We start from the raw sequence: 18,555 nt of genomic DNA, 5'->3' as shown, positions 1-18,555 counted from the left end.
GAGTGAAACAGTCTGGGAATAGACTGTTTCAGCTCAACAACTAGAAATAAAGACTTGTTGACGAACTCTTTTTTAACTAGTCGAGTTCTATCCCACTCCCTTTTTAGGAGGAAATATGGAACTGAAAGAACTTTGTTTTTCAGACATGGAAATGGTTAAAGAATTATTTTTATCTGTTTTCAGCCAAGAACCTTGGGATGATGATTGGTCAGATGAGGAACAATTAGATTGCTACATAGGCGATTTACTGGGACACCCAAGAGCACTCTGTTTTGGCTTGTTTGACCAGGAAAAATTGATAGGTCTGTCAATTGGTTACATTCGCTATTGGTATGAGGGGACCGAATACCGAATTGAAGAGTTCTGCATTTCCCGTGATTACCAAGGGCAAGGACATGGTGCTAGTTTATTAGATGATATGGAGAAGCAGTTAGCTGATAGAAAAATTGTTCATATTCTTCTGCAAACCGAACGTACTCTTCCAGCCTTTTTCTTCTATAAAAAATGTGGTTTTCATACCCTTGAAGAAGATGTGACCATGGTCAAGAAAGTAGGACATCATGGAACTTGCTGATATTCGTCAAGCTATCATTGAGGATGTTGCTAACCGAGACTTTACGAATAAGGGAATAGCTCCCCTTTTCCAAGCCCCTTCGACCGCAAAAATTCTCATTATTGGACAGGCACCTGGATTGAAGACTCAGGAAAAAGGGCGTTTATTTGACGACGCTAGTGGTGACAACCTCCGTCGATGGTTGGACGTGGATCGTCAGACTTTTTATGAATCGGGTCATTTTGCTATTCTTCCTATGGATTTCTATTATCCAGGAAAAGGGAAGTCTGGGGATTTGCCGCCTCGCAAGGATTTTGCGCCCAAATGGCACCCACTGATTCTGGACCAACTGCCAGAGCTTGAGCTGACCTTTTTGGTAGGTAACTATGCTCAGGATTATTATTTGGAAAAATCCCAAAGGAACCTGACGGAGAGAGTGAAACATGCAGATGATTACCTTCCCACCTATTTTCCTTTGCCCCATCCATCACCTAGAAACAATATCTGGCAGGCAAAGAATCCCTGGTTTCAAGAGGAAATCATTCCAAATTTACAAAATATACTTATGCAAATACTTGAAAAAAAGGTAAAAATGATACAATAATATAAAGAAACTGTTTCTACCTTCAGAGGAGGTGCCGTATGAAAAAGTATCTGTTCTATTTATTAGGTTTCTGGCTTTTATTGTTCAGCCTAGGTCAGCCTAGTCTGGTAGGAGCTGAGGGAATTCCAGCCCGTCCAATTGATACGACGGTGGTTGATGAAACCCAGCTTCTTTCTAGTGAAACCATCGCCAATATTGACCAGCTCAATCAGACCTGGGCAGCAAGTGAACAGCAGTTACAGGTTGGGGTCTATGTGACGGAAAGTCTTTCTACTGATATTGAAAGTCTGGCCAACGCAACCTTCCGTGACTGGCAAGTTGGCTTTGCTGGGACAGACAATGGCATTCTCTTGGTGATTGCCATAGCCGACAGGGAGTTTCGGATAGAAACCTCTGACAATGCAGCGACGGTGTTGACAGATGTGGAAGCCAAGGATATTCTGGAAAGTTCTAGGGAGTTTTTCCGTCAGGAAGATTATGATGGCGGAGTGACCTATATTGTCCAATCCATCGGAGACCGCTTCTACGGTACTAGTCTGGGCCAAGAACAGCTGGCTGCCATGGAAGAGAAGACCAGTGCAGAAAGTGACAGCTTTGTATGGTTTATGATTGTTATTCTCGTTGTCATTATCTTTATGATTATTGATAAATCCAGCCGTGGTGGCGGAGGTCCAGGCAATCTGCTCTGGATGCTGGTAGATGACCGCCATCATTACCACAACAATCATTCTTCCTCCTCTTCATCATCCTATGGTGGAGGTGGTTGGTCTGGCGGCGGTGGTGGCGGTGGCGGAGCCTCATCTGGTTGGTAAGAAAGGAAAATATTTATGAAAAAGAAATGGTTAGCCATACTAATCCCAGTTTTCGCTCTGCTATTTTTAGGAATGGGGGCAATCGGTCAATATAATGGACTGGTCGATAGCCATGCGGAAGTGGAAAATGCCCAAGCCAATGTGGACACCCAACTCCAACGTCGCTATGACCTGATTCCAAATGTGGTCGCAGCTGTCAAAGGCGCCATGGAGCATGAGGAAGAGATTTTTACTGCCATTGCGGATGCGCGTGCGAAAATCGGCTCCAGCCAAGTTGGAACCAGTGACTACAATCAAGCCCAAAGTCAGCTGGATTCGGCAGTTTCACGTTTGCTGATGGTGACGGAAAATTATCCGCAGTTAACAGCCAATCAACAGGTATCTGACCTGATTACCGAGCTAGAGGGGACTGAAAATCGGATTTTGGTTGCCCGCAAGGATTATAATGCGGTGGCAACGGCCTACAATAAAAAAATCAAACGGTTCCCGACTTCCCTCTACGCCAACCTATTTGGCTATGAAAAAGTCGACCTGTTCCAAGCTAGCACAGATGCTGCGACAACAGTTCCAAGTGTGGATTTACAAGATAACGAATAAAGAACTCGGCTCCCTGAGCCGAGTTCTTTATTTTATGGATTGATCCAAACTCCAGAAACGTAGTCTTCAGACAGAGTGGTCTGGCTGATAATGCTCTTAGCCTCCATATCATAGATAAGGAGTTGATTTGCCAAAATAATCATTAAGCGCTTGTCATCGATTTGACGGATATGGTCGATGTAGTGAGGACGAGGATTTAAGTCCTTCAAAGTATGGTAGGATTGCTCGCCAGTTTGGGTATTGTAAATAGTAAAGGAAAGTGGGCTAAACATGCCATTTTGATGCTCGATGAGAAGAAGTTTTTCGTCTTTGAGAGCATGGAGGGTGCTTGGTGAGGTGTGCTCTAAAGTTACGGACGAAAATGATTTGGATTTTGTATCAAAGGTTAGGAGTTCATTAGGAACTTGCCCATCTTCGTATTCTGGAGCTCTCTTGCCAAAAATAGTGAGATAGATGGTTCCATTGACCAACAGTCCATCGCCTGTTGCAATGGTATTGTCGTACTTGAATACCTCTTGTTTTGAAAAATCTTTCTTATCAAATAAAATCAAGACATTTTCTTCGGGTCCTTCTTGGGTAAAATCTTTCACAAAACCAGTTAAATAGACTGACGTTTGGTCTACCATGACTGGAGCATTTGGTATGAAGTCGTCATTGAGGACAAGCGTTTGAATGGTTTCAAATTGCTTATCAAATTGCGCAAGCGTATGATAAGCACCTGCTGTATAGAAATGGTTTCCATCTGTACCACTAATCGAGGTACTATGTTTGCTAGGCTTACGCAAAACAGTTCCGTCCTGAAAGTTAATGGAAATGAGATTATCATGGATAAATTTCTGGTGGTCATTGCCAAAGACTAGGTAGCGGTCTTCGAGGATGTAATTTTCACCAGAACCAAAATACCCCTCTGAATTCATTTTTTGGGTATGAAGCAGCTCTGGTTCTTGACCATTTAGCTGAAAGGCTTCTACCTTACCGGGATAAACCAAGTAGAAATCTGCATTCTCAGTCAAACTTATTTTGTTGTGCTGGTAGGTGTAGAGTTTCCAGCCGATAAAGGGAAAAACAAGACAGGATAGAAGTGCAATACAGATGATGATTTTTTTCATGGAAAGACCTCCTCTCTATATTTTAGTATATCTTAAAGTGTATATATTGTCAAGAATTTATGTGTTGATATATTAAAAAAATCATACAAGTTTTCTTGCATGATATGTGATACTATTTTCCGAGGCAGAATTGGCTAAAGAGCTGGGTGATGAGTTCGTCTGGAGCTGCATCTCCTGTGATTTCTCCCAAAATCTGCCAACAGCGTGTCAGGTCAACCTGTAACAAGTCAACAGGCATGCCCATTTCAAGACCGTCATTGACAGCTTGCAGGCTTTGGACGGCTTGCTCAATCAGGGAAATGTGGCGAGAATTGGAGAGATAGGTGGCATCTTGTTCGACCAAACCTGCATTTTCAAAGAAGAGTTGGTTGATCTTTTCTTCAATCAGGTCGATATTCTGGTTTTTCAAGACGGAAATGCGGATGAAATCCTCAGGCAGTTGGTCTGCTTCAATCTGCTCTTCCAGGTCGGTCTTGTTGAGCAGGACGATGCGGTTGGCCATGTCTGAAATGGCTAGGAGGTTGCGATCTTGCTCGGTCAGTGGCTCGGATGCGTTGAGGACCAGCAGGATGAGGTCGGCCTCCTCAAGGGCTTTTTTAGACCGTTCCACACCGATTTTTTCAACGATGTCGTCAGTTTCGCGGATACCTGCTGTATCAATCAGCTTGAGGGGGACGCCTTTGATGTTGACGTATTCTTCGATAACATCGCGTGTTGTTCCAGCGATGTCTGTAACGATGGCTTTTTCCTCGCGGAGGAGGTTATTGAGTAGGCTGGATTTTCCCACATTGGGACGACCGATAATGGCAGTTGCGATACCTTCACGCAGGATTTTTCCACGGCGGGCAGTGCGGAGGAGATTTTCCAACAGGGCTTGGAACTGGAGGGTCTTCTCACGGACCAGCTCAGTCGTAGCCTCCTCCACGTCGTCGTACTCGGGGTAGTCGATGTTGACCTCGACCTGTGCCAGCGTGTTGAGAATCTCCTGACGGGTGTCGTTAATGAGCTGGGAGAGGGAGCCGTCAAGCTGGCGGACGGCATTGTGCATGGCCTTGTCGGTCTTGGCGCGGATAACATCCATGACGGCCTCGGCCTGGGTCAAATCCACACGGCCGTTGAGAAAGGCTCGCTTGGTAAACTCGCCTGGTTCAGCCATTCGAGCACCTTGGCGAATCAGGAGTTGTAGGATTTCGTTGGTAACGGCGATACCTCCGTGGGTGTTAATCTCGATGACATCCTCGCGTGTGAAGGTCTTTGGAGAACGCATGGCTCCGATCATAACCTCGTCAAGCACTTGACCCGTTGCAGGGTCAATGATATGACCGTAGTTGAGGCTGTGACTGGGTACAGTCACAAGGTCTTTTCCTTTAAAGACCTTGCTGGCAATGGCAAAGGCATCCGTCCCAGACAGGCGGACAATCCCAATGGCCCCCTCACCGAGAGGAGTTGAAATAGCGGTAATAGTGTCGAATTCTTTGGTTATCATATATCTTTCTTTCTAAAATCGTCTTATCTATTAGTGTATCATGGAATGATGAAAAAAGCACAACTGAGGGATGAGGAAGTGTGAATACCCGCTCAATCAATTGTTTTTCTATTCCATTCTAGCTTAAAATATGATAAAATTAACCTACATAATCTTTGTATTTTTTAGGAGAGAAATATGAAACTTCTAAATAGGTTTGCATATATATATATATATATATATATCAAAGCAATCTAAAACTCTTACTCAATTTCATAATAAACAAAACCTGCCAGTCTTGGCAGGCTTTTTGCGTTGTCGAAAGGCTGGTGTCTAGATGACTTGGCAACAACTTATGCTAGACATACCAGTCTATGCACCAGAATTGCTGGAAGAAGTAAAAGCTATTGAAGAATACCAAACAGGTCTGCTTGAAAAGTTAGATAGACAAGACAGTGCTCTAGAGTTAGAAGCTGTTTACCAAGTGGAACAGGCTCGCTTGACGGATATTGTCAAAGGCTATCTGGACATCAAGCGTAAGCCTGACCACTATGCCCAAGCCGAGCAGAAATTAGCAGATGCCCACGGTCAGTTAATCGGTTTCCGCAAACATCTTCTGAACTTGCTACAGAAAGTGAATGAAGAGGACTTAAAAGATTTTCAAGTCAGTCTACGTTTACTACCTGGTCAACGGGAGCTGGTTGACCCTCAGGCTCTTTATCAGACCAAGAAGCCTGCAAATGAGCTCCAGATAGAAGATGAACTCATCCGCCATTTGACCAGCGGAGAGAGTCAGTGGGTCTACCGCCCTGAATTGACAACAGAAGAACTGCTCTGGGCAAACTTTTTCGCCAAGCTAGAGGCCAATAACGTCCGCCACCTAGCTGACCATCCTCTGACAGAGCAAGAAAAGCACCAAATCAAGAACCAGCTCAACTTTGTCAATTTCTACGAAGCTGCCAAGTGGCTAGCAGGTGAGAATGGAATTGCCAAGGTTCAAGTCCAGCGGGAAGATGCTAGTCTGGGCACCATCCGACTAGAGGTCATCTGGCGGCACAATGTCGCAGGGGGCAAGTCCAGTTATGAGGTTGTCAACCAAGTTGTGACAGGTGGGGATGCTGCCAGACAAAGACGAGGTGATGTGACCCTCTTGATTAACGGTCTTCCCATGATTCAGATTGAGCTCAAGAGCCGTTCCCATCCCTATATGGATGCCTTCCGTCAGATTCGCAAATACGAGCAAGAAGGTCAGTTTAAGGGTATCTTTTCGAGTCTACAAATGTTTGTAGTGTCTAACATCACGGAAACCCGCTACATCGCTGCTGCTAAGGAAACTAAACTCAATGACCGCTTCTTGACCAAGTGGGTGAATAAGCACAATCAAGCCCAGCCCCATCTCTTTGACTTTGCCAGAGAGGTCCTTTCCATCCCTATGGCTCATCAGTTGGTCATGCAATATTCGGTGATTGACGACGACAAAAAAGCCCTTATCCTGCTTCGTCCCTATCAGATTCATGCCATTGAAGCCATCCGAGAAGCCAGTCGTCTTCGTCAGTCAGGCTATATCTGGCATACGACTGGTTCTGGTAAGACCCTGACTTCCTACAAGGTGGCACGCAATCTCCTGCAAATCCCATCTATTGAGAAGACCATTTTTGTCATTGATAGGACAGACCTTGACCAGCAGACCACCGCTGCCTTTCTATCCTACGCGGAAAATGACATGATAGATATTGACCAGACGGACGATACCCAGCACTTGTTGAAAAATCTGTCTTCAGAAGAGCGCCGTGTCGTCGTCACCACTATTCAGAAACTCAATACCCTCCTGCGTCAATTTGAAGAGGGGCTTCATGAGAAATTCCACCAACGTGTTAAGAACCTAAATCTAGCCTTTGTTGTGGACGAATGCCACCGAGCTGTCACCCCTGAACGCCAGCGGATTTTGGAACAGTTCTTTGTCAACTCACTTTGGTATGGTTTTACAGGTACTCCTATTTTCAAGGAGAACAAGCGAGAGCAAAAAGGCGATTTAGCCCAGACAACAGAAGAACAGTACGGTCCATGTCTCCATGAATACACGGTCAAAGAAGCCATCCATGATCGAGCTGTCCTTGGTTTCCAAGTGGAATATCAGACCACCATGCCTGGCTGGGCGGAAGATGAAATTGAAGACGAGTTTTACGACGATGAACGGCACATGCTGACGGTGTTGGATGCTATTTTAAATAAATCCAAACGCAAACTTGGTTTCCAAAACGGTGTAGGGAAAACCTACGAGGGCCTACTGACTGTCAAGTCCATCGCCCGTGCTCAAGCCTACTATGACTTGATACAGGAAGTTAAGGCAGGTCAGAAAAGCTTGACCATTTCGGAATCAGTCAAAAAAGTCTTGCCTGACTTTCCAAAAGTTGCTATCACCTACTCAGTATCTGAAAATGAAGAATCTTCCTTTGCTAATCAAGACTACATGAGCAAGAGTTTGGAGGATTACAATGCCATGTTTGGTACGCATTTCACTCTGGCGACCCTTGGTTCCTATAATACTGACCTCAACGAACGCTTGGCTCGGAAAAAAGACAAGTATGCCTTCCGTGAGGAGCAGTTGGACTTGGTCATCGTAGTAGATCGCCTCTTGACGGGCTTTGATGCTCCGTGCTTGTCTACCATTTTCATGGACAGACAGCCTATGAAACCCCAGCACATCATTCAAGCCTTTTCACGGACCAACCGTCTCTTTGACGAGGGCAAGAAGTTTGGACAAATCGTAACATTCCAGACTCCGAGTCACTTCAAGGAAAAAGTTGACGAGGCTCTCAGTCTCTATTCAAATGGTGGTGAGTTTGCGGTGCTGGCTCCGACTTGGTTGGAAGAAAAAGCCAAGTTCAAGGAAAAAGTTCAGCAGTTGCTGGCCATTGCCCCAAATCCTGAAATGGTGCCAGACCTAGATGCCAGCAGTGATGCCGAGTTGAAACGCTTTGCCAAGGCCTTCCAGGAATTTGACAAGCTCTTTGCCTCTGTACAGGTCTATGCCGACTACGAGCAAGAGGACATGCTCAAGGAAATCGGGCTTAGTCTGGAGGATATTGAGAATTTTTCTGGACAATACCAAAATGTCATCGAAGAACTCCGCAGACGGCGGAAGGATGACGAGGGCATAGAAGATACGCCTTTTGATATTGAATACGAGCTGGAGTCTGTCCGTACGGATGAAATCAACTACCACTATATCATCTCTCTTATCCAGAACCTGATTAACAGTAAAAATCAAGTCATTCCTGATAAAGAGAAAAAGATGGTGGACAACTACATCGCCGACTTAGACAAGACCAATCCTAAACTCTCCCAACTCATCTCTAAAATCTGGCAGGAAGCTCAGACCAATACTCAAGATTACAAGGACCAATCCATCGCCCACAAGTTAGATGAGATGATTGACCTAACCATCCGTGAGCAAGTCGTATCCACCGCACGAGATTGGTGTGTTGGCGAAGACGAACTCCAGTTTATCGTGGACAACTACCGAGTCGGCAAGGACAAGCAAATCGGCGAAAAAGCCCTTGTTGATACCTACGATTATACAAGCTACAAGGAAAACAAGGGCGACCAAGCCCTCAACAAGCTCAAATACAAAAAAGCCCTCAAAGAGGACTATATGAATATGATTGCGGAAGAAATTCTACCATTGAGGGGGAGGTAAGGTAGATGTATTTTAACAAAACCCTCAATTTGTCAAAATAGACCCTGAGATTTATTTTCTATCTGCTCAAAACAGCCATTTTGTCAAATTAGAATGAAAAAACATGAGTCTATTTTATCAAAATCAGCATTTTGTCAAAATAGAATTGAATAATTGAGAGCAATTTCTACAAAATGCGGTATTTGATGGAAATGAAAATAGAAAGGAGGAGGGAATGGCAGAAAATATTTTAATTTTAGGAAATGGTTTTGATCTTGCGAAGGGTAGAAAGACTAGCTATGGAGATTTTTTGAAATTTGCTAGGCATATAAAGGTTTTAGGTTGCCATATTCTGCAACATTACAATGCAAAAGATATTCAAGAAGCATTCTCTGCTTTTATCGATGACATAGATAAGCTCTGGGAAAATCATGAGTATGATGAGACTGAACAATCAGAGGAAGAACAAAATTTTTATAACAAGTTGAAAGCAGACCAAAAATTTTTACTAATTTCAGAACATATTTTTGAGAAATTAGCAATATTAAAAGATGATTGTATAACCCTAGTAGCTTTAAATTCATTCAATAAAGGTGCAACTAAAAGATATTTACTAAATCAAATTAGGGAAGAACTTAAAAATGACACTAGCATCAGTAATAGATTCTTTAACATAGATTGTGTACTTGAATTAACAAAGAGCTCTGAAAAAAGAAATTCTAAATGGTTATTTAAATTACCAGATAATATCTATATTCGCTTTCTTGAAGAAAATAAAGATTTACTAGGTAAAAACTGGTCAAATATTGAACATGCTATTTCATCACTTGCAGAGGCGATTGTGGAGATTAAACAAAATGCATACATTTTAACAGATGTGTTGGCGGAAGAATATGTTACTAACAGGAACTTTAAACTTGAGAATGTGAAATCAAAGTTTACTGATAGTGCAAATTATCTGGCAATATGTTATGTTTTGGATTTATTGAAAAATGAGTCTTTTTCTCAAAGTTCAAAGTTATCCGTACGTCATCACCTTGATGCTATTAATGAATTTATGATTTCTGAATTAGAGAAAATAACAGATTACCTTGAATTTTATCTAACCTATTTGGATAAGGTTGATTTTGAAATGCAAAAGATTAGCCCTGTTTCAACAGCGTTGGATGCTATTCAAAATATTGAAAAATCTAAAGTTATTACTTTTAATTATACCAATACTGCTAGTGAAATGCTGGGTGTGACCGAGGACAATACTCACTTCGTTCATGGAAAATGTAGTTTTGAACGTTCGGATGATGACATCAATACCATGGTTTTTGGTATTGAAGATAAGGAAGCAGAAGCTGAAAATATCAATCAAGATTTAATCCCTTATCAGAAATTCTATCAACGAGCGGTTAAAGAAACAGGAAGCAAGTTTGAGAATTTTTTTGAAAATACTTTAGAATTTAGTGATGATGGGGTGTATTCGGCTAGTAAAAATATTATCATCTTTGGTCATTCTGTAGATCCTCTTGATAAGGAAATTTTTAAAGCCTGTTTTGATTTAGCCCATGAAGTGGGCTATGCTTACAAGTTCATATTTACATACCTTGACGAGGTCACGAAACGGAATATTGTTAAAAATCTAGCAATTATTTTAGGAAAAAGGAAGTTAGTAGAGTTAACAGGGAGAGGAAATATTGTATTTGTGAAAAGTTATGATATAGATCAGATGAGAAAGGAGCTATTAAATTAAATGAAAACAAACAATAATATCCCAGCCTATCGTTTTCAAGGCTTTGAAGACGACTGGGAAGAAGTTAAGTTGGGGGAAGTCTTGGTTGAATATAACAAGAAATCTGAGATTGAAAATCAATTTGAATTATTGAGTTCTACTAATAGTGGAATAGAACCAAGGTCAGGTCGTGTAAGTGGAGAAAGTAATATTGGATATAAAATAATAAAAAAAGGAATGATTGTCTTATCACCACAGAATTTATGGTTGGGGAATATTAATTACAATGCTAAATTTGAAATTGGGATTGTGTCTCCTAGTTACAAAGTATTTAATATAAATGGCCCAAATGAACTTTATTTGGCTACGGTTTTACGTTTACCGAAGATGTTCTTTGAGTATGCTCAAGCGTCGGTTCAAGGTGCAAGTATTGTTCGAAGAAATTTAGATCTGGATCTATTTGGCTCTATTTTAGTTCAATTCCCCTCCCTTCCCGAACAATCCGCCATCGGCACCTTCTTCTCCAACCTGGAGCGCCACATCACCCTTCATCAGCGTAAGTTGGACACGCTCAAGGAGCAGAAGAAGACCTATCTCAAACTCCTCTTTCCAGCCAAGGGACAAACCAAGCCAGCCCTCCGCTTCCAAGGCTTTGAAGACGACTGGGAAGAAGTTAAGTTGGGGGAAGTCTTGGTTGAATATAACAAGAAATCTGAGATTGAAAATCAATTTGAATTATTGAGTTCTACTAATAGTGGAATAGAACCAAGGTCAGGTCGTGTAAGTGGAGAAAGTAATATTGGATATAAAATAATAAAAAAAGGAATGATTGTCTTATCACCACAGAATTTATGGTTGGGGAATATTAATTACAATGCTAAATTTGAAATTGGGATTGTGTCTCCTAGTTACAAAGTATTTAATATAAATGGCCCAAATGAACTTTTTTTGGCTACTGTATTACGATTACCACAAATGTTCTTTGAATATGCTCAAGCGTCGGTTCAAGGTGCAAGTATTGTTCGAAGAAATTTAGATCTGGATTTATTTGGTTCTATTTTAGTTCAACTCCCTACCCTCCCCGAACAAGAAGCCATCGGCACTTTCTTCCAAACCCTAGACCAAAAAATCGCTCAGGTAGAGGATAAGCTGGCTAGCTTGAAAGAGATGAAAAAGACGCTACTCCGTAAATTATTTGTATAATTCAGGGAGTGGGAAAGAACTCGACTGGTCTAAAAAGAGTTCGTCTTCCTACCCCCCGCACAGTTGATTAGGTCGGATTTGGAGTGTGAAACACGAATAAATCTGCCAATCAACCACTGCGCTGAGATGTTGACACGAACTCTAAGAAGTGGCGCTGGGCTTTTTGCCTAGCCTCTCGCCCTCCTAATTCCCATTATATTTCTTGACGAACGGTTGATATTCTGATAGAATGAGCATAGAAAAAGAGTTGGACGGCAATCCAACTCTCAGTAGAACCGTTTAAGACGGTGGCTCATATTTACAGAAATAATCCGTTCAACTTGCCGAAAGTGGGGACGGATTATTTTTTGTTTTCATCAGATGTTTCACTCCCCCTAAGTCATCATGTAAAAATCTTGATTAACTGACGATATTTTGTTAAAATAAGCATAGAAAAAGAGTTGGACGGCAATCCAACTCCTAGTAGAGCCATTTCGGTGGTTCACAATGTTTGTTTTATATTAAAATAAAATCGTCAGTGTCCCAAAATATTGACGGTTTTATTTTTTGTCTGCGAATGTTTTATAGATAATAATGACTAAATTGATGAGATTTAAGATAAATCCACCGAAGGCAATCATTACCATCAAAACATCAGTTAGAGACATTTGTTCCCCCTTTCTGTAAGATTTCGGACTTATTTCCATAAGCACCACCTCCAGTTAGAAAGTTGGAACCACCGTCATATTTCTCTACTTATCTATTATATCATATCTTTAGAAAGAATCACAGACATGAACAATTCAAACAACTCACAATCCCTTTACCAGTCTCTTTGGAATGCAGCGGATATTCTCCGTGGCAAGATGGACGCTAACGAATACAAGTCCTACCTTTTGGGCTTGATTTTCTACAAATACCTATCAGACAAGTTGCTTCTGGCAGTTTGTGATAACCTCGATGAAACCTTTGACAGTTTGTCACAGGCGCAAAGACTTTATGAAGAAAATTTTGCGGATCCAGATGTTAAGGAAGATTTGCTAGATGTCCTTGATGATGAGCTGGGTTACTTTATCGAGCCTGGTCTGACCTTTACGGCCTTGGTGGCAAAAGTCCACACCAGCAACTTCCAGTTGGAAGATTTGGCACAGGGTTTCCGTGATATTGAGCAGTCCAACGAGATTTTTGAAAACCTTTTTGAAGACATCGACCTCTACTCTAAAAAGCTAGGACCAACACCACAAAAGCAGAATCAGGTCATTTCAGCCCTGATCAAAGAACTTCATGAACTCAACCTCAGTAACCATGATGGAGATGTTTTGGGAGATGCCTATGAATACCTGATTGGTCAGTTTGCCAGCGACTCTGGAAAGAAAGCGGGCGAGTTCTATACGCCTCAGGCAGTTTCCCACCTCATGACCCAGATTGTCTTTCTTGGACGGGAACACCAAAAGGGCATGACCCTCTATGACCCAACCATGGGATCAGGCTCCCTCCTTCTTAACGCCAAACGTTACAGTAAAGAGGCTTCGACCGTCTCCTACTTCGGTCAGGAGATTAACACCTCGACCTACAACCTGGCCCGCATGAACATGATGCTTCACGGGGTTGCCATTGAAAACCAAAAACTCCATGTCGGTGATACTCTTGATGCGGACTGGCCAACGACCGAGCCGACAGATTTTGACGGGGTGCTCATGAACCCACCTTATTCTCAGAAGTGGAGTGGGGACGCTGGTTTCCTGCAAGACGCACGTTTCTCCAGCTATGGTGTCCTTGCACCCAAGTCCAAGGCTGACTTCGCCTTCCTCCTTCATGGTTTCTACCACCTCAAGCATTCAGGTGTTATGGCCATTGTTCTCCCTCACGGGGTTCTCTTTAGGGGAAATGCAGAGCAGAAAATTCGTCAGCATCTCCTAGAGGAAGGAGCCATTGACACCGTGATTGGACTGCCAGCCAACATCTTCTACAATACCTCCATTCCAACCACTGTCATCATTCTCAAGAAAAACCGCACCAGCAAAGATGTCCTCTTTATCGATGCTTCTAAAGAATTTGATAAGGGCAAAAACCAAAATATCATGACCGATGACCATATCGCCAAGATTTTGAAAGCTTATCAAGACCGGCAAGATGCGGACAAGTTTGCCCACCTAGCCAGCTTTGAGGAGATTGTGGAAAATGACTACAACCTCAACATCCCTCGCTATGTTGACACCTTTGAGGAAGAGCCGGTCATTCCACTGACAGAGATTGCGGACAAGCTGGCCCAGACCGACAAGGAAATTGCAGAAACTACAGCACAGCTTGAAGCCATGCTAGGTCAGCTAGTCGGTACCACACCAGAAGCTCAGGCAGAATTAACTGCTTTTCTGGAAAAATTGAAGTAGTTAATTTTATGTATTCGCTATCCTCTTAAACCAGTTCGTGGTATAATTATTTCATGAATGACTTCAAAGGAGACAAAGATGACAAATCTTAAAGAGCAGGTTGGGATTAAGGCGGCGGAATTTGTGACGGACGGGATGATTGTTGGGCTTGGAACTGGTTCGACGGCATACTATTTCGTGCAGGAGATTGGCCGCCGGGTTGCAGAAGAAGGGCTACAAATCACAGGCGTAACGACCTCTCATGCCACAGCTGAGCACGCTGCATCCCTTGGGATTCCCCTAAAAAATATCGACGAGGTCGATCACGTGGACTTGACGGTGGATGGAGCCGACGAGGTGGATGGTGCCTTCAATGGTATTAAGGGCGGCGGTGCTGCACTGCTCATGGAGAAGGTAGTTGCAGTCAATAGTAAGGACTGCATCTGGATTGTGGATGAGTCTAAGGTGGTAGATACCCTAGGTGCCTTTAAGTTGCCAGTGGAAGTCGTGCAGTACGGTGCGGAAAATCTTTTCCGACTATTTGATAAAAAAGGGTATCGTCCAAGTTTTCGTATGCGTAATGGGGAAAAACATATCACGGATATGCAGAACTTTATCATTGACCTTGATTTGCGTAGAATAGAAGACACATATGCATTGGCGGAAGAATTGGATCGGACCGTCGGTGTTGTAGAACACGGTCTCTTTATTGGATTGATTTCCAAGGTAATTGTCGGCACACCAGAAGGACCGAACATCATCGAAAAGAAATAAATTGAAACCGCTTCTCATTTTGGTACAATGAGAAGCTTTTTTATGGTATAATGAAAACACGAACGTTTAGACTCTTCAAAAATCTATCCCCTTACCTCGTAGCAGTCAGATGATAGGTACTGAAAAAGCGATAGCTGAACAGCAGTCGGTGAAGCGAGTAACAGTATCTAGTTTTGATAGTTAGGAAGTTTGATGCCGAGAGCTTTGACTGTATAAGTATTGCACCCCATTAAAATGTTTAGATGTGGTAACGATAATTTCCAGTCTAGCAACTTGGTTGGACGTTGATTTTGGTTGAATCTAACTATTCAAATAAAGGAGACAATTATGCCTAAATTTAAACGTGTTCACTTGGTAGTTATGGACTCTGTCGGAATCGGCGCAGCACCAGACTCAGATAAATTTTTCAATGCGGGTGTAGCAGATACAGAATCTGATACTCTCGGTCACATTTCTGAAAAAGCTGGGCTTGAGGTGCCTAATATGACCAAGATCGGTCTTGGAAATATCCCTCGTGACACAGCCCTTGCGACAGTTCCTGCCGAGGAACATCCGACCGGCTACGTGACTAAGTTGGAAGAAGTATCGCTTGGAAAAGACACTATGACAGGTCACTGGGAAATCATGGGCCTCAATATCACTGAACCATTCGATACTTTCTGGGACGGCTTCCCAGAGGAGATTTTGACAAAAATCGAAGAGTTCTCAGGACGTAAAATCATCCGCGAGGCGAACAAGCCGTATTCAGGTACAGCTGTCATTGATGACTTTGGCCCTCGCCAAATGGAAACAGGAGAGTTGATCGTCTACACCTCCGCAGACCCTGTGCTTCAGATTGCAGCCCATGAAGACATTATTCCACTTGATGAGTTATATCGTATCTGTGAATACGCTCGTTCCATTACCCTTGAACGCCCAGCTCTTCTAGGCCGTATCATCGCCCGTCCATACGTTGGTGAGCCAGGCAATTTCTCACGAACTGCCAACCGTCACGACTATGCAGTATCACCGTTTGAAGCAACAGTACTCAACAAACTGGCAGATGCGGGTGTACCAACTTACTCAGTTGGTAAAATCAGTGATATTTTCAATGGTTCAGGTATTACAAATGATATGGGTCACACCAAGTCCAACATGCACGGTGTCGATGTGTTGATTGATACTCTGAAGTTATCAGACTTCGAGGAAGGTTTCTCCTTCACAAACTTAGTTGACTTTGATGCTGTGTATGGTCACCGTCGCAATATCGAAGGCTACCGCGATTGTTTGCAAGAGTTTGATGCACGTATTCCAGAGATTATTGACAATATGCGTGAAGATGACCTACTCTTGATTACTGCAGACCACGGCAATGATCCATCCTATGCTGGAACAGACCATACACGTGAATATGTGCCACTCTTGGCATACAGCAAGGCTTTCAAAGGTAGTGGTGTCTTGCCAGTAGGCCATTTTGCGGACATTTCAGCAACCGTTGCGGAAAACTTCGGAGTGGACACAGCCATGATTGGCGAAAGCTTCTTATCACAATTGGTTTAATGGAGAAGCTAAGGGTCTATTACAATCCTGACTGTAGTAAGTGTAAAAAATTAAGAATATTGCTGTCCAGTCAGGATATGGAAGTCAAGTGGGTTAATTATCTAGAAAATCCACTGACAGCAGAGGAATTGACAGCTCTCTTGGAAAAAATGGGCAGTCAGCCTTCAGCAGTTATTCGGTTGACAGAAGAAGAGCGAGCAGGTTTGTCAGAAGAACAACTCTTTGAGCGTTTAGTGGAAGATCCTGCTCTTCTCAACCGTCCCATTATCGAGCGAGAGCAGACAGCCTTCCTCTGTCGTCCGCTTGATATCATCAAGGAAAAAATGCCAGAATACGACTGGTCAGCTTATTTGTAAAAGGAGAAAATATGAGTTTACTTGCAAAAATCAATGAAACAAAAGCCTTCTTGGAAGAAAAAGGTTTGGTCAAGCCAGAATTTGGTTTGATTTTGGGTTCTGGCTTGGGCGAATTAGCGGAAGAAGTAGAAAATGCTATCGTAATCGATTATGCAGACATTCCAAACTGGGGCAAGTCAACAGTTGTAGGTCACGCTGGTAAGTTGGTTTACGGTGATTTGGCAGGTCGCAAGGTTTTGGCTTTACAAGGTCGTTTCCATTTCTATGAAGGTAATCCAATGGAAGTCGTGACCTTCCCAGTCCGTGTTATGAAAGCTCTTGGTTGTGAAGGTGTGATTGTTACCAATGCCGCAGGTGGTATCGGCTACGGCCCAGGTACCCTCATGGCTATTACAGACCACATCAACATGACTGGTCAAAATCCACTGATTGGCGAAAACTTGGAAGAATTTGGTCCACGTTTCCCAGATATGTCAAATGCCTACACCAAAGAATACCGTGAAAAAGCTCATGCTGTTGCAGAAAAATTGGGTATCAAGTTGGACAATGGTGTCTACCTCGGCGTGACAGGTCCTACCTATGAAACACCTGCAGAAATCTTGGCCTTCAAGACCATGGGTGCCCATGCAGTTGGTATGTCAACAGTGCCAGAAGTTATCGTGGCAGCTCACTCAGGTATGAAAGTCTTGGGTATTTCTGCTATCACAAACTTTGCGGCTGGTTTCCAATCAGAACTCAACCACGAAGAAGTCGTAGAAGTAACCGAGCAAATCAAGGGCAACTTCAAGGGCTTGGTGAAAGCTATCTTGGCTGAGTTGTAAGCATTCGAAAATAGAACAAAGAGGTACATTACATGTCTATCCATATTTCCGCAAAACCAGGCGAAATTGCTGATAAGATTTTGCTTCCTGGTGATCCGCTTCGTGCTAAATTTATCGCTGAAAACTTCCTTGAAGATGCCGTTTGCTTCAACGAAGTTCGCAATATGTTCGGCTACACAGGTACCTACAAGGGTCATCGTGTCTCTGTCATGGGAACAGGTATGGGAATGCCATCCATCTCTATCTATGCCCATGAATTGATTAACGAATATGGTGTGAAAAAACTAATTCGTGTGGGAACAGCAGGTTCTTTGAACGAGGATGTCCATGTCCGTGAATTGGTCTTGGCTCAGGCAGCTGCAACCAACTCTCGTATGATCAATATTGACTGGCCAGAGTACGATTTGCCACAAATTGCTGATTTTGATCTTTTAGATAAGGCTTATCATATCGCCAAAGAACTCAACATGACAACGCATGTTGGCAATGTTTTATCATCAGATAGTTTCTATTCTCCAAAATTGTTTAGTCGCAACTTAGAATTAGGTCAACTAGGTGTCAAGGCTGTAGAAATGGAAGCAGCTGCACTTTATTACCTAGGTGCTAAGTTTGGCGTTCAAACGCTTGCCATTATGACGATTTCAGATAGCTTGGTTAATCCAGAGGAAGACACCACAGCAGAAGAGCGTCAAAATACTTTCACGGATATGATGAAAGTTGGTTTGGAAACTCTGATTGCAGAATAATTAAGAATAATTCTGGGAGTGGGAAAGAACTCGACTGGTCTAAAAAAGAGTTCGTCAACAAGTCTTTATTTCTAGTTGTTGAGCTGAAACAGTCTATCCCCAGACTGTTTCACTCCCACCCCCGCATAGCTCCAAAGGTTCGGGGAACCTTTGGAGGTTGGAGATGAAGCGAACTTTGTTCGCAACAGTCGTAATGGTCAGATTTGGAGTGTGAAACACGAACAAATCT

The 18,555-nt window shown here is 42.9% G+C and carries 16 protein-coding genes; 13 read left to right on the top strand and 3 right to left on the bottom strand.

Annotated features, from left to right (window positions below; all coding sequences use genetic code 11):
• The first annotated feature begins 115 nt into the window (after positions 1 to 115).
• The 4 genes from P7J49_RS08505 to P7J49_RS08490 are packed head-to-tail and all read left to right on the top strand — an operon-like array spanning position 116 to position 2,566.
• Entirely contained in the window at positions 116 to 574 is a 459-nt protein-coding gene (locus P7J49_RS08505) for a GNAT family N-acetyltransferase (protein ID WP_408570432.1), read from the top strand.
• Complete coding sequence (locus P7J49_RS08500) at positions 561 to 1,157, top strand: uracil-DNA glycosylase family protein (RefSeq protein ID WP_408570431.1); 597 nt, start codon at positions 561 to 563, stop codon at positions 1,155 to 1,157. Before P7J49_RS08505 ends, P7J49_RS08500 begins: the two co-directional genes overlap by 14 nt.
• Positions 1,158 to 1,195: 38 nt before the next feature.
• Entirely contained in the window at positions 1,196 to 1,969 is a 774-nt protein-coding gene (locus P7J49_RS08495; protein ID WP_408570430.1) for a TPM domain-containing protein, read from the top strand.
• Between the two features lie 15 nt (positions 1,970 to 1,984).
• Entirely contained in the window at positions 1,985 to 2,566 is a 582-nt protein-coding gene (locus P7J49_RS08490; RefSeq protein ID WP_408570429.1) for a LemA family protein, read from the top strand.
• Positions 2,567 to 2,598: 32 nt separating this feature from the next.
• Here the strand turns inward: P7J49_RS08490 and P7J49_RS08485 are convergent, their stop codons facing one another.
• Together P7J49_RS08485 and mnmE are read right to left on the bottom strand one after the other, a co-directional pair.
• Positions 2,599 to 3,675: a hypothetical protein gene (locus P7J49_RS08485; RefSeq protein ID WP_408570428.1), complete on the bottom strand. Its 1,077-nt coding sequence runs from the start codon at positions 3,673 to 3,675 to the stop codon at positions 2,599 to 2,601.
• 112 nt (positions 3,676 to 3,787) lie between these two features.
• The gene (gene mnmE, locus P7J49_RS08480) at positions 3,788 to 5,161 is read right to left on the bottom strand and encodes a tRNA uridine-5-carboxymethylaminomethyl(34) synthesis GTPase MnmE (protein WP_408570427.1); all 1,374 of its coding nucleotides are present in this window, start codon (positions 5,159 to 5,161) and stop codon (positions 3,788 to 3,790) included.
• Positions 5,162 to 5,477: 316 nt separating this feature from the next.
• On the opposite strand from mnmE, the gene P7J49_RS08475 reads away from it, so the two are divergent.
• From P7J49_RS08475 to P7J49_RS08465, 3 genes are all read left to right on the top strand, one after another.
• Positions 5,478 to 8,840: a type I restriction endonuclease subunit R gene (locus tag P7J49_RS08475; protein WP_408570426.1), complete on the top strand. Its 3,363-nt coding sequence runs from the start codon at positions 5,478 to 5,480 to the stop codon at positions 8,838 to 8,840.
• 214 nt (positions 8,841 to 9,054) lie between these two features.
• Positions 9,055 to 10,560, top strand: coding sequence for an AbiH family protein (locus P7J49_RS08470; protein ID WP_408570425.1), 1,506 nt, complete (start codon positions 9,055 to 9,057; stop codon positions 10,558 to 10,560).
• Entirely contained in the window at positions 10,561 to 11,742 is a 1,182-nt protein-coding gene (locus P7J49_RS08465) for a restriction endonuclease subunit S (RefSeq protein ID WP_408570424.1), read from the top strand.
• Positions 11,743 to 12,281: 539 nt separating this feature from the next.
• On the opposite strand, the gene P7J49_RS08460 is transcribed toward P7J49_RS08465, so the two are convergent.
• Complete coding sequence (locus tag P7J49_RS08460) at positions 12,282 to 12,389, bottom strand: putative holin-like toxin (protein WP_044774273.1); 108 nt, start codon at positions 12,387 to 12,389, stop codon at positions 12,282 to 12,284.
• A 126-nt stretch (positions 12,390 to 12,515) separates the two neighbouring features.
• Between P7J49_RS08460 and P7J49_RS08455 the strand changes: the two genes are divergently transcribed.
• The 6 genes from P7J49_RS08455 to deoD all read left to right on the top strand — a co-directional run bounded on the left by P7J49_RS08455 (position 12,516) and on the right by deoD (position 18,326).
• Positions 12,516 to 14,111: a type I restriction-modification system subunit M gene (locus tag P7J49_RS08455; RefSeq protein WP_408570423.1), complete on the top strand. Its 1,596-nt coding sequence runs from the start codon at positions 12,516 to 12,518 to the stop codon at positions 14,109 to 14,111.
• Positions 14,112 to 14,189: 78 nt separating this feature from the next.
• The gene (gene rpiA, locus P7J49_RS08450) at positions 14,190 to 14,864 is read left to right on the top strand and encodes a ribose-5-phosphate isomerase RpiA (protein WP_408570422.1); all 675 of its coding nucleotides are present in this window, start codon (positions 14,190 to 14,192) and stop codon (positions 14,862 to 14,864) included.
• A 327-nt stretch (positions 14,865 to 15,191) separates the two neighbouring features.
• Complete coding sequence (locus P7J49_RS08445) at positions 15,192 to 16,403, top strand: phosphopentomutase (RefSeq protein ID WP_408570421.1); 1,212 nt, start codon at positions 15,192 to 15,194, stop codon at positions 16,401 to 16,403.
• Positions 16,403 to 16,759, top strand: a complete 357-nt coding sequence (locus P7J49_RS08440; protein WP_408570420.1) for an arsenate reductase family protein — start codon at positions 16,403 to 16,405, stop codon at positions 16,757 to 16,759. Before P7J49_RS08445 ends, P7J49_RS08440 begins: the two co-directional genes overlap by 1 nt.
• 11 nt (positions 16,760 to 16,770) lie before the next feature.
• Positions 16,771 to 17,580, top strand: a complete 810-nt coding sequence (locus P7J49_RS08435) for a purine-nucleoside phosphorylase (protein ID WP_105113307.1) — start codon at positions 16,771 to 16,773, stop codon at positions 17,578 to 17,580.
• Between the two features lie 32 nt (positions 17,581 to 17,612).
• Entirely contained in the window at positions 17,613 to 18,326 is a 714-nt protein-coding gene (gene deoD, locus P7J49_RS08430; protein ID WP_014638302.1) for a purine-nucleoside phosphorylase, read from the top strand.
• Positions 18,327 to 18,555: the final 229 nt, after the last annotated feature.

The sequence above is a fragment of the Streptococcus suis genome, assembly GCF_046032515.1.
GTDB classification, from domain to species: domain Bacteria; phylum Bacillota; class Bacilli; order Lactobacillales; family Streptococcaceae; genus Streptococcus; species Streptococcus suis_AL.
The sequence above is the reverse complement of the archived record's forward strand: the minus strand, read 5'-3'. Positions and strand labels throughout refer to the sequence as shown.

What these genes read in the sequence shown, in the direction of transcription:
- P7J49_RS08505 (WP_408570432.1), top strand. Translation starts at nt 116, where the DNA reads ATGGAACTGAAAGAACTTTGTTTTTCAGACATGGAAATGGTTAAAGAA.
- P7J49_RS08500 (WP_408570431.1), top strand. Translation starts at nt 561, where the DNA reads ATGGAACTTGCTGATATTCGTCAAGCTATCATTGAGGATGTTGCTAAC.
- P7J49_RS08495 (WP_408570430.1), top strand. Translation starts at nt 1,196, where the DNA reads ATGAAAAAGTATCTGTTCTATTTATTAGGTTTCTGGCTTTTATTGTTC.
- P7J49_RS08490 (WP_408570429.1), top strand. Translation starts at nt 1,985, where the DNA reads ATGAAAAAGAAATGGTTAGCCATACTAATCCCAGTTTTCGCTCTGCTA.
- P7J49_RS08485 (WP_408570428.1), bottom strand. Translation starts at nt 3,675, where the DNA reads ATGAAAAAAATCATCATCTGTATTGCACTTCTATCCTGTCTTGTTTTT.
- mnmE (WP_408570427.1), bottom strand. Translation starts at nt 5,161, where the DNA reads ATGATAACCAAAGAATTCGACACTATTACCGCTATTTCAACTCCTCTC.
- P7J49_RS08475 (WP_408570426.1), top strand. Translation starts at nt 5,478, where the DNA reads ATGACTTGGCAACAACTTATGCTAGACATACCAGTCTATGCACCAGAA.
- P7J49_RS08470 (WP_408570425.1), top strand. Translation starts at nt 9,055, where the DNA reads ATGGCAGAAAATATTTTAATTTTAGGAAATGGTTTTGATCTTGCGAAG.
- P7J49_RS08465 (WP_408570424.1), top strand. Translation starts at nt 10,561, where the DNA reads ATGAAAACAAACAATAATATCCCAGCCTATCGTTTTCAAGGCTTTGAA.
- P7J49_RS08460 (WP_044774273.1), bottom strand. Translation starts at nt 12,389, where the DNA reads ATGTCTCTAACTGATGTTTTGATGGTAATGATTGCCTTCGGTGGATTT.
- P7J49_RS08455 (WP_408570423.1), top strand. Translation starts at nt 12,516, where the DNA reads ATGAACAATTCAAACAACTCACAATCCCTTTACCAGTCTCTTTGGAAT.
- rpiA (WP_408570422.1), top strand. Translation starts at nt 14,190, where the DNA reads ATGACAAATCTTAAAGAGCAGGTTGGGATTAAGGCGGCGGAATTTGTG.
- P7J49_RS08445 (WP_408570421.1), top strand. Translation starts at nt 15,192, where the DNA reads ATGCCTAAATTTAAACGTGTTCACTTGGTAGTTATGGACTCTGTCGGA.
- P7J49_RS08440 (WP_408570420.1), top strand. Translation starts at nt 16,403, where the DNA reads ATGGAGAAGCTAAGGGTCTATTACAATCCTGACTGTAGTAAGTGTAAA.
- P7J49_RS08435 (WP_105113307.1), top strand. Translation starts at nt 16,771, where the DNA reads ATGAGTTTACTTGCAAAAATCAATGAAACAAAAGCCTTCTTGGAAGAA.
- deoD (WP_014638302.1), top strand. Translation starts at nt 17,613, where the DNA reads ATGTCTATCCATATTTCCGCAAAACCAGGCGAAATTGCTGATAAGATT.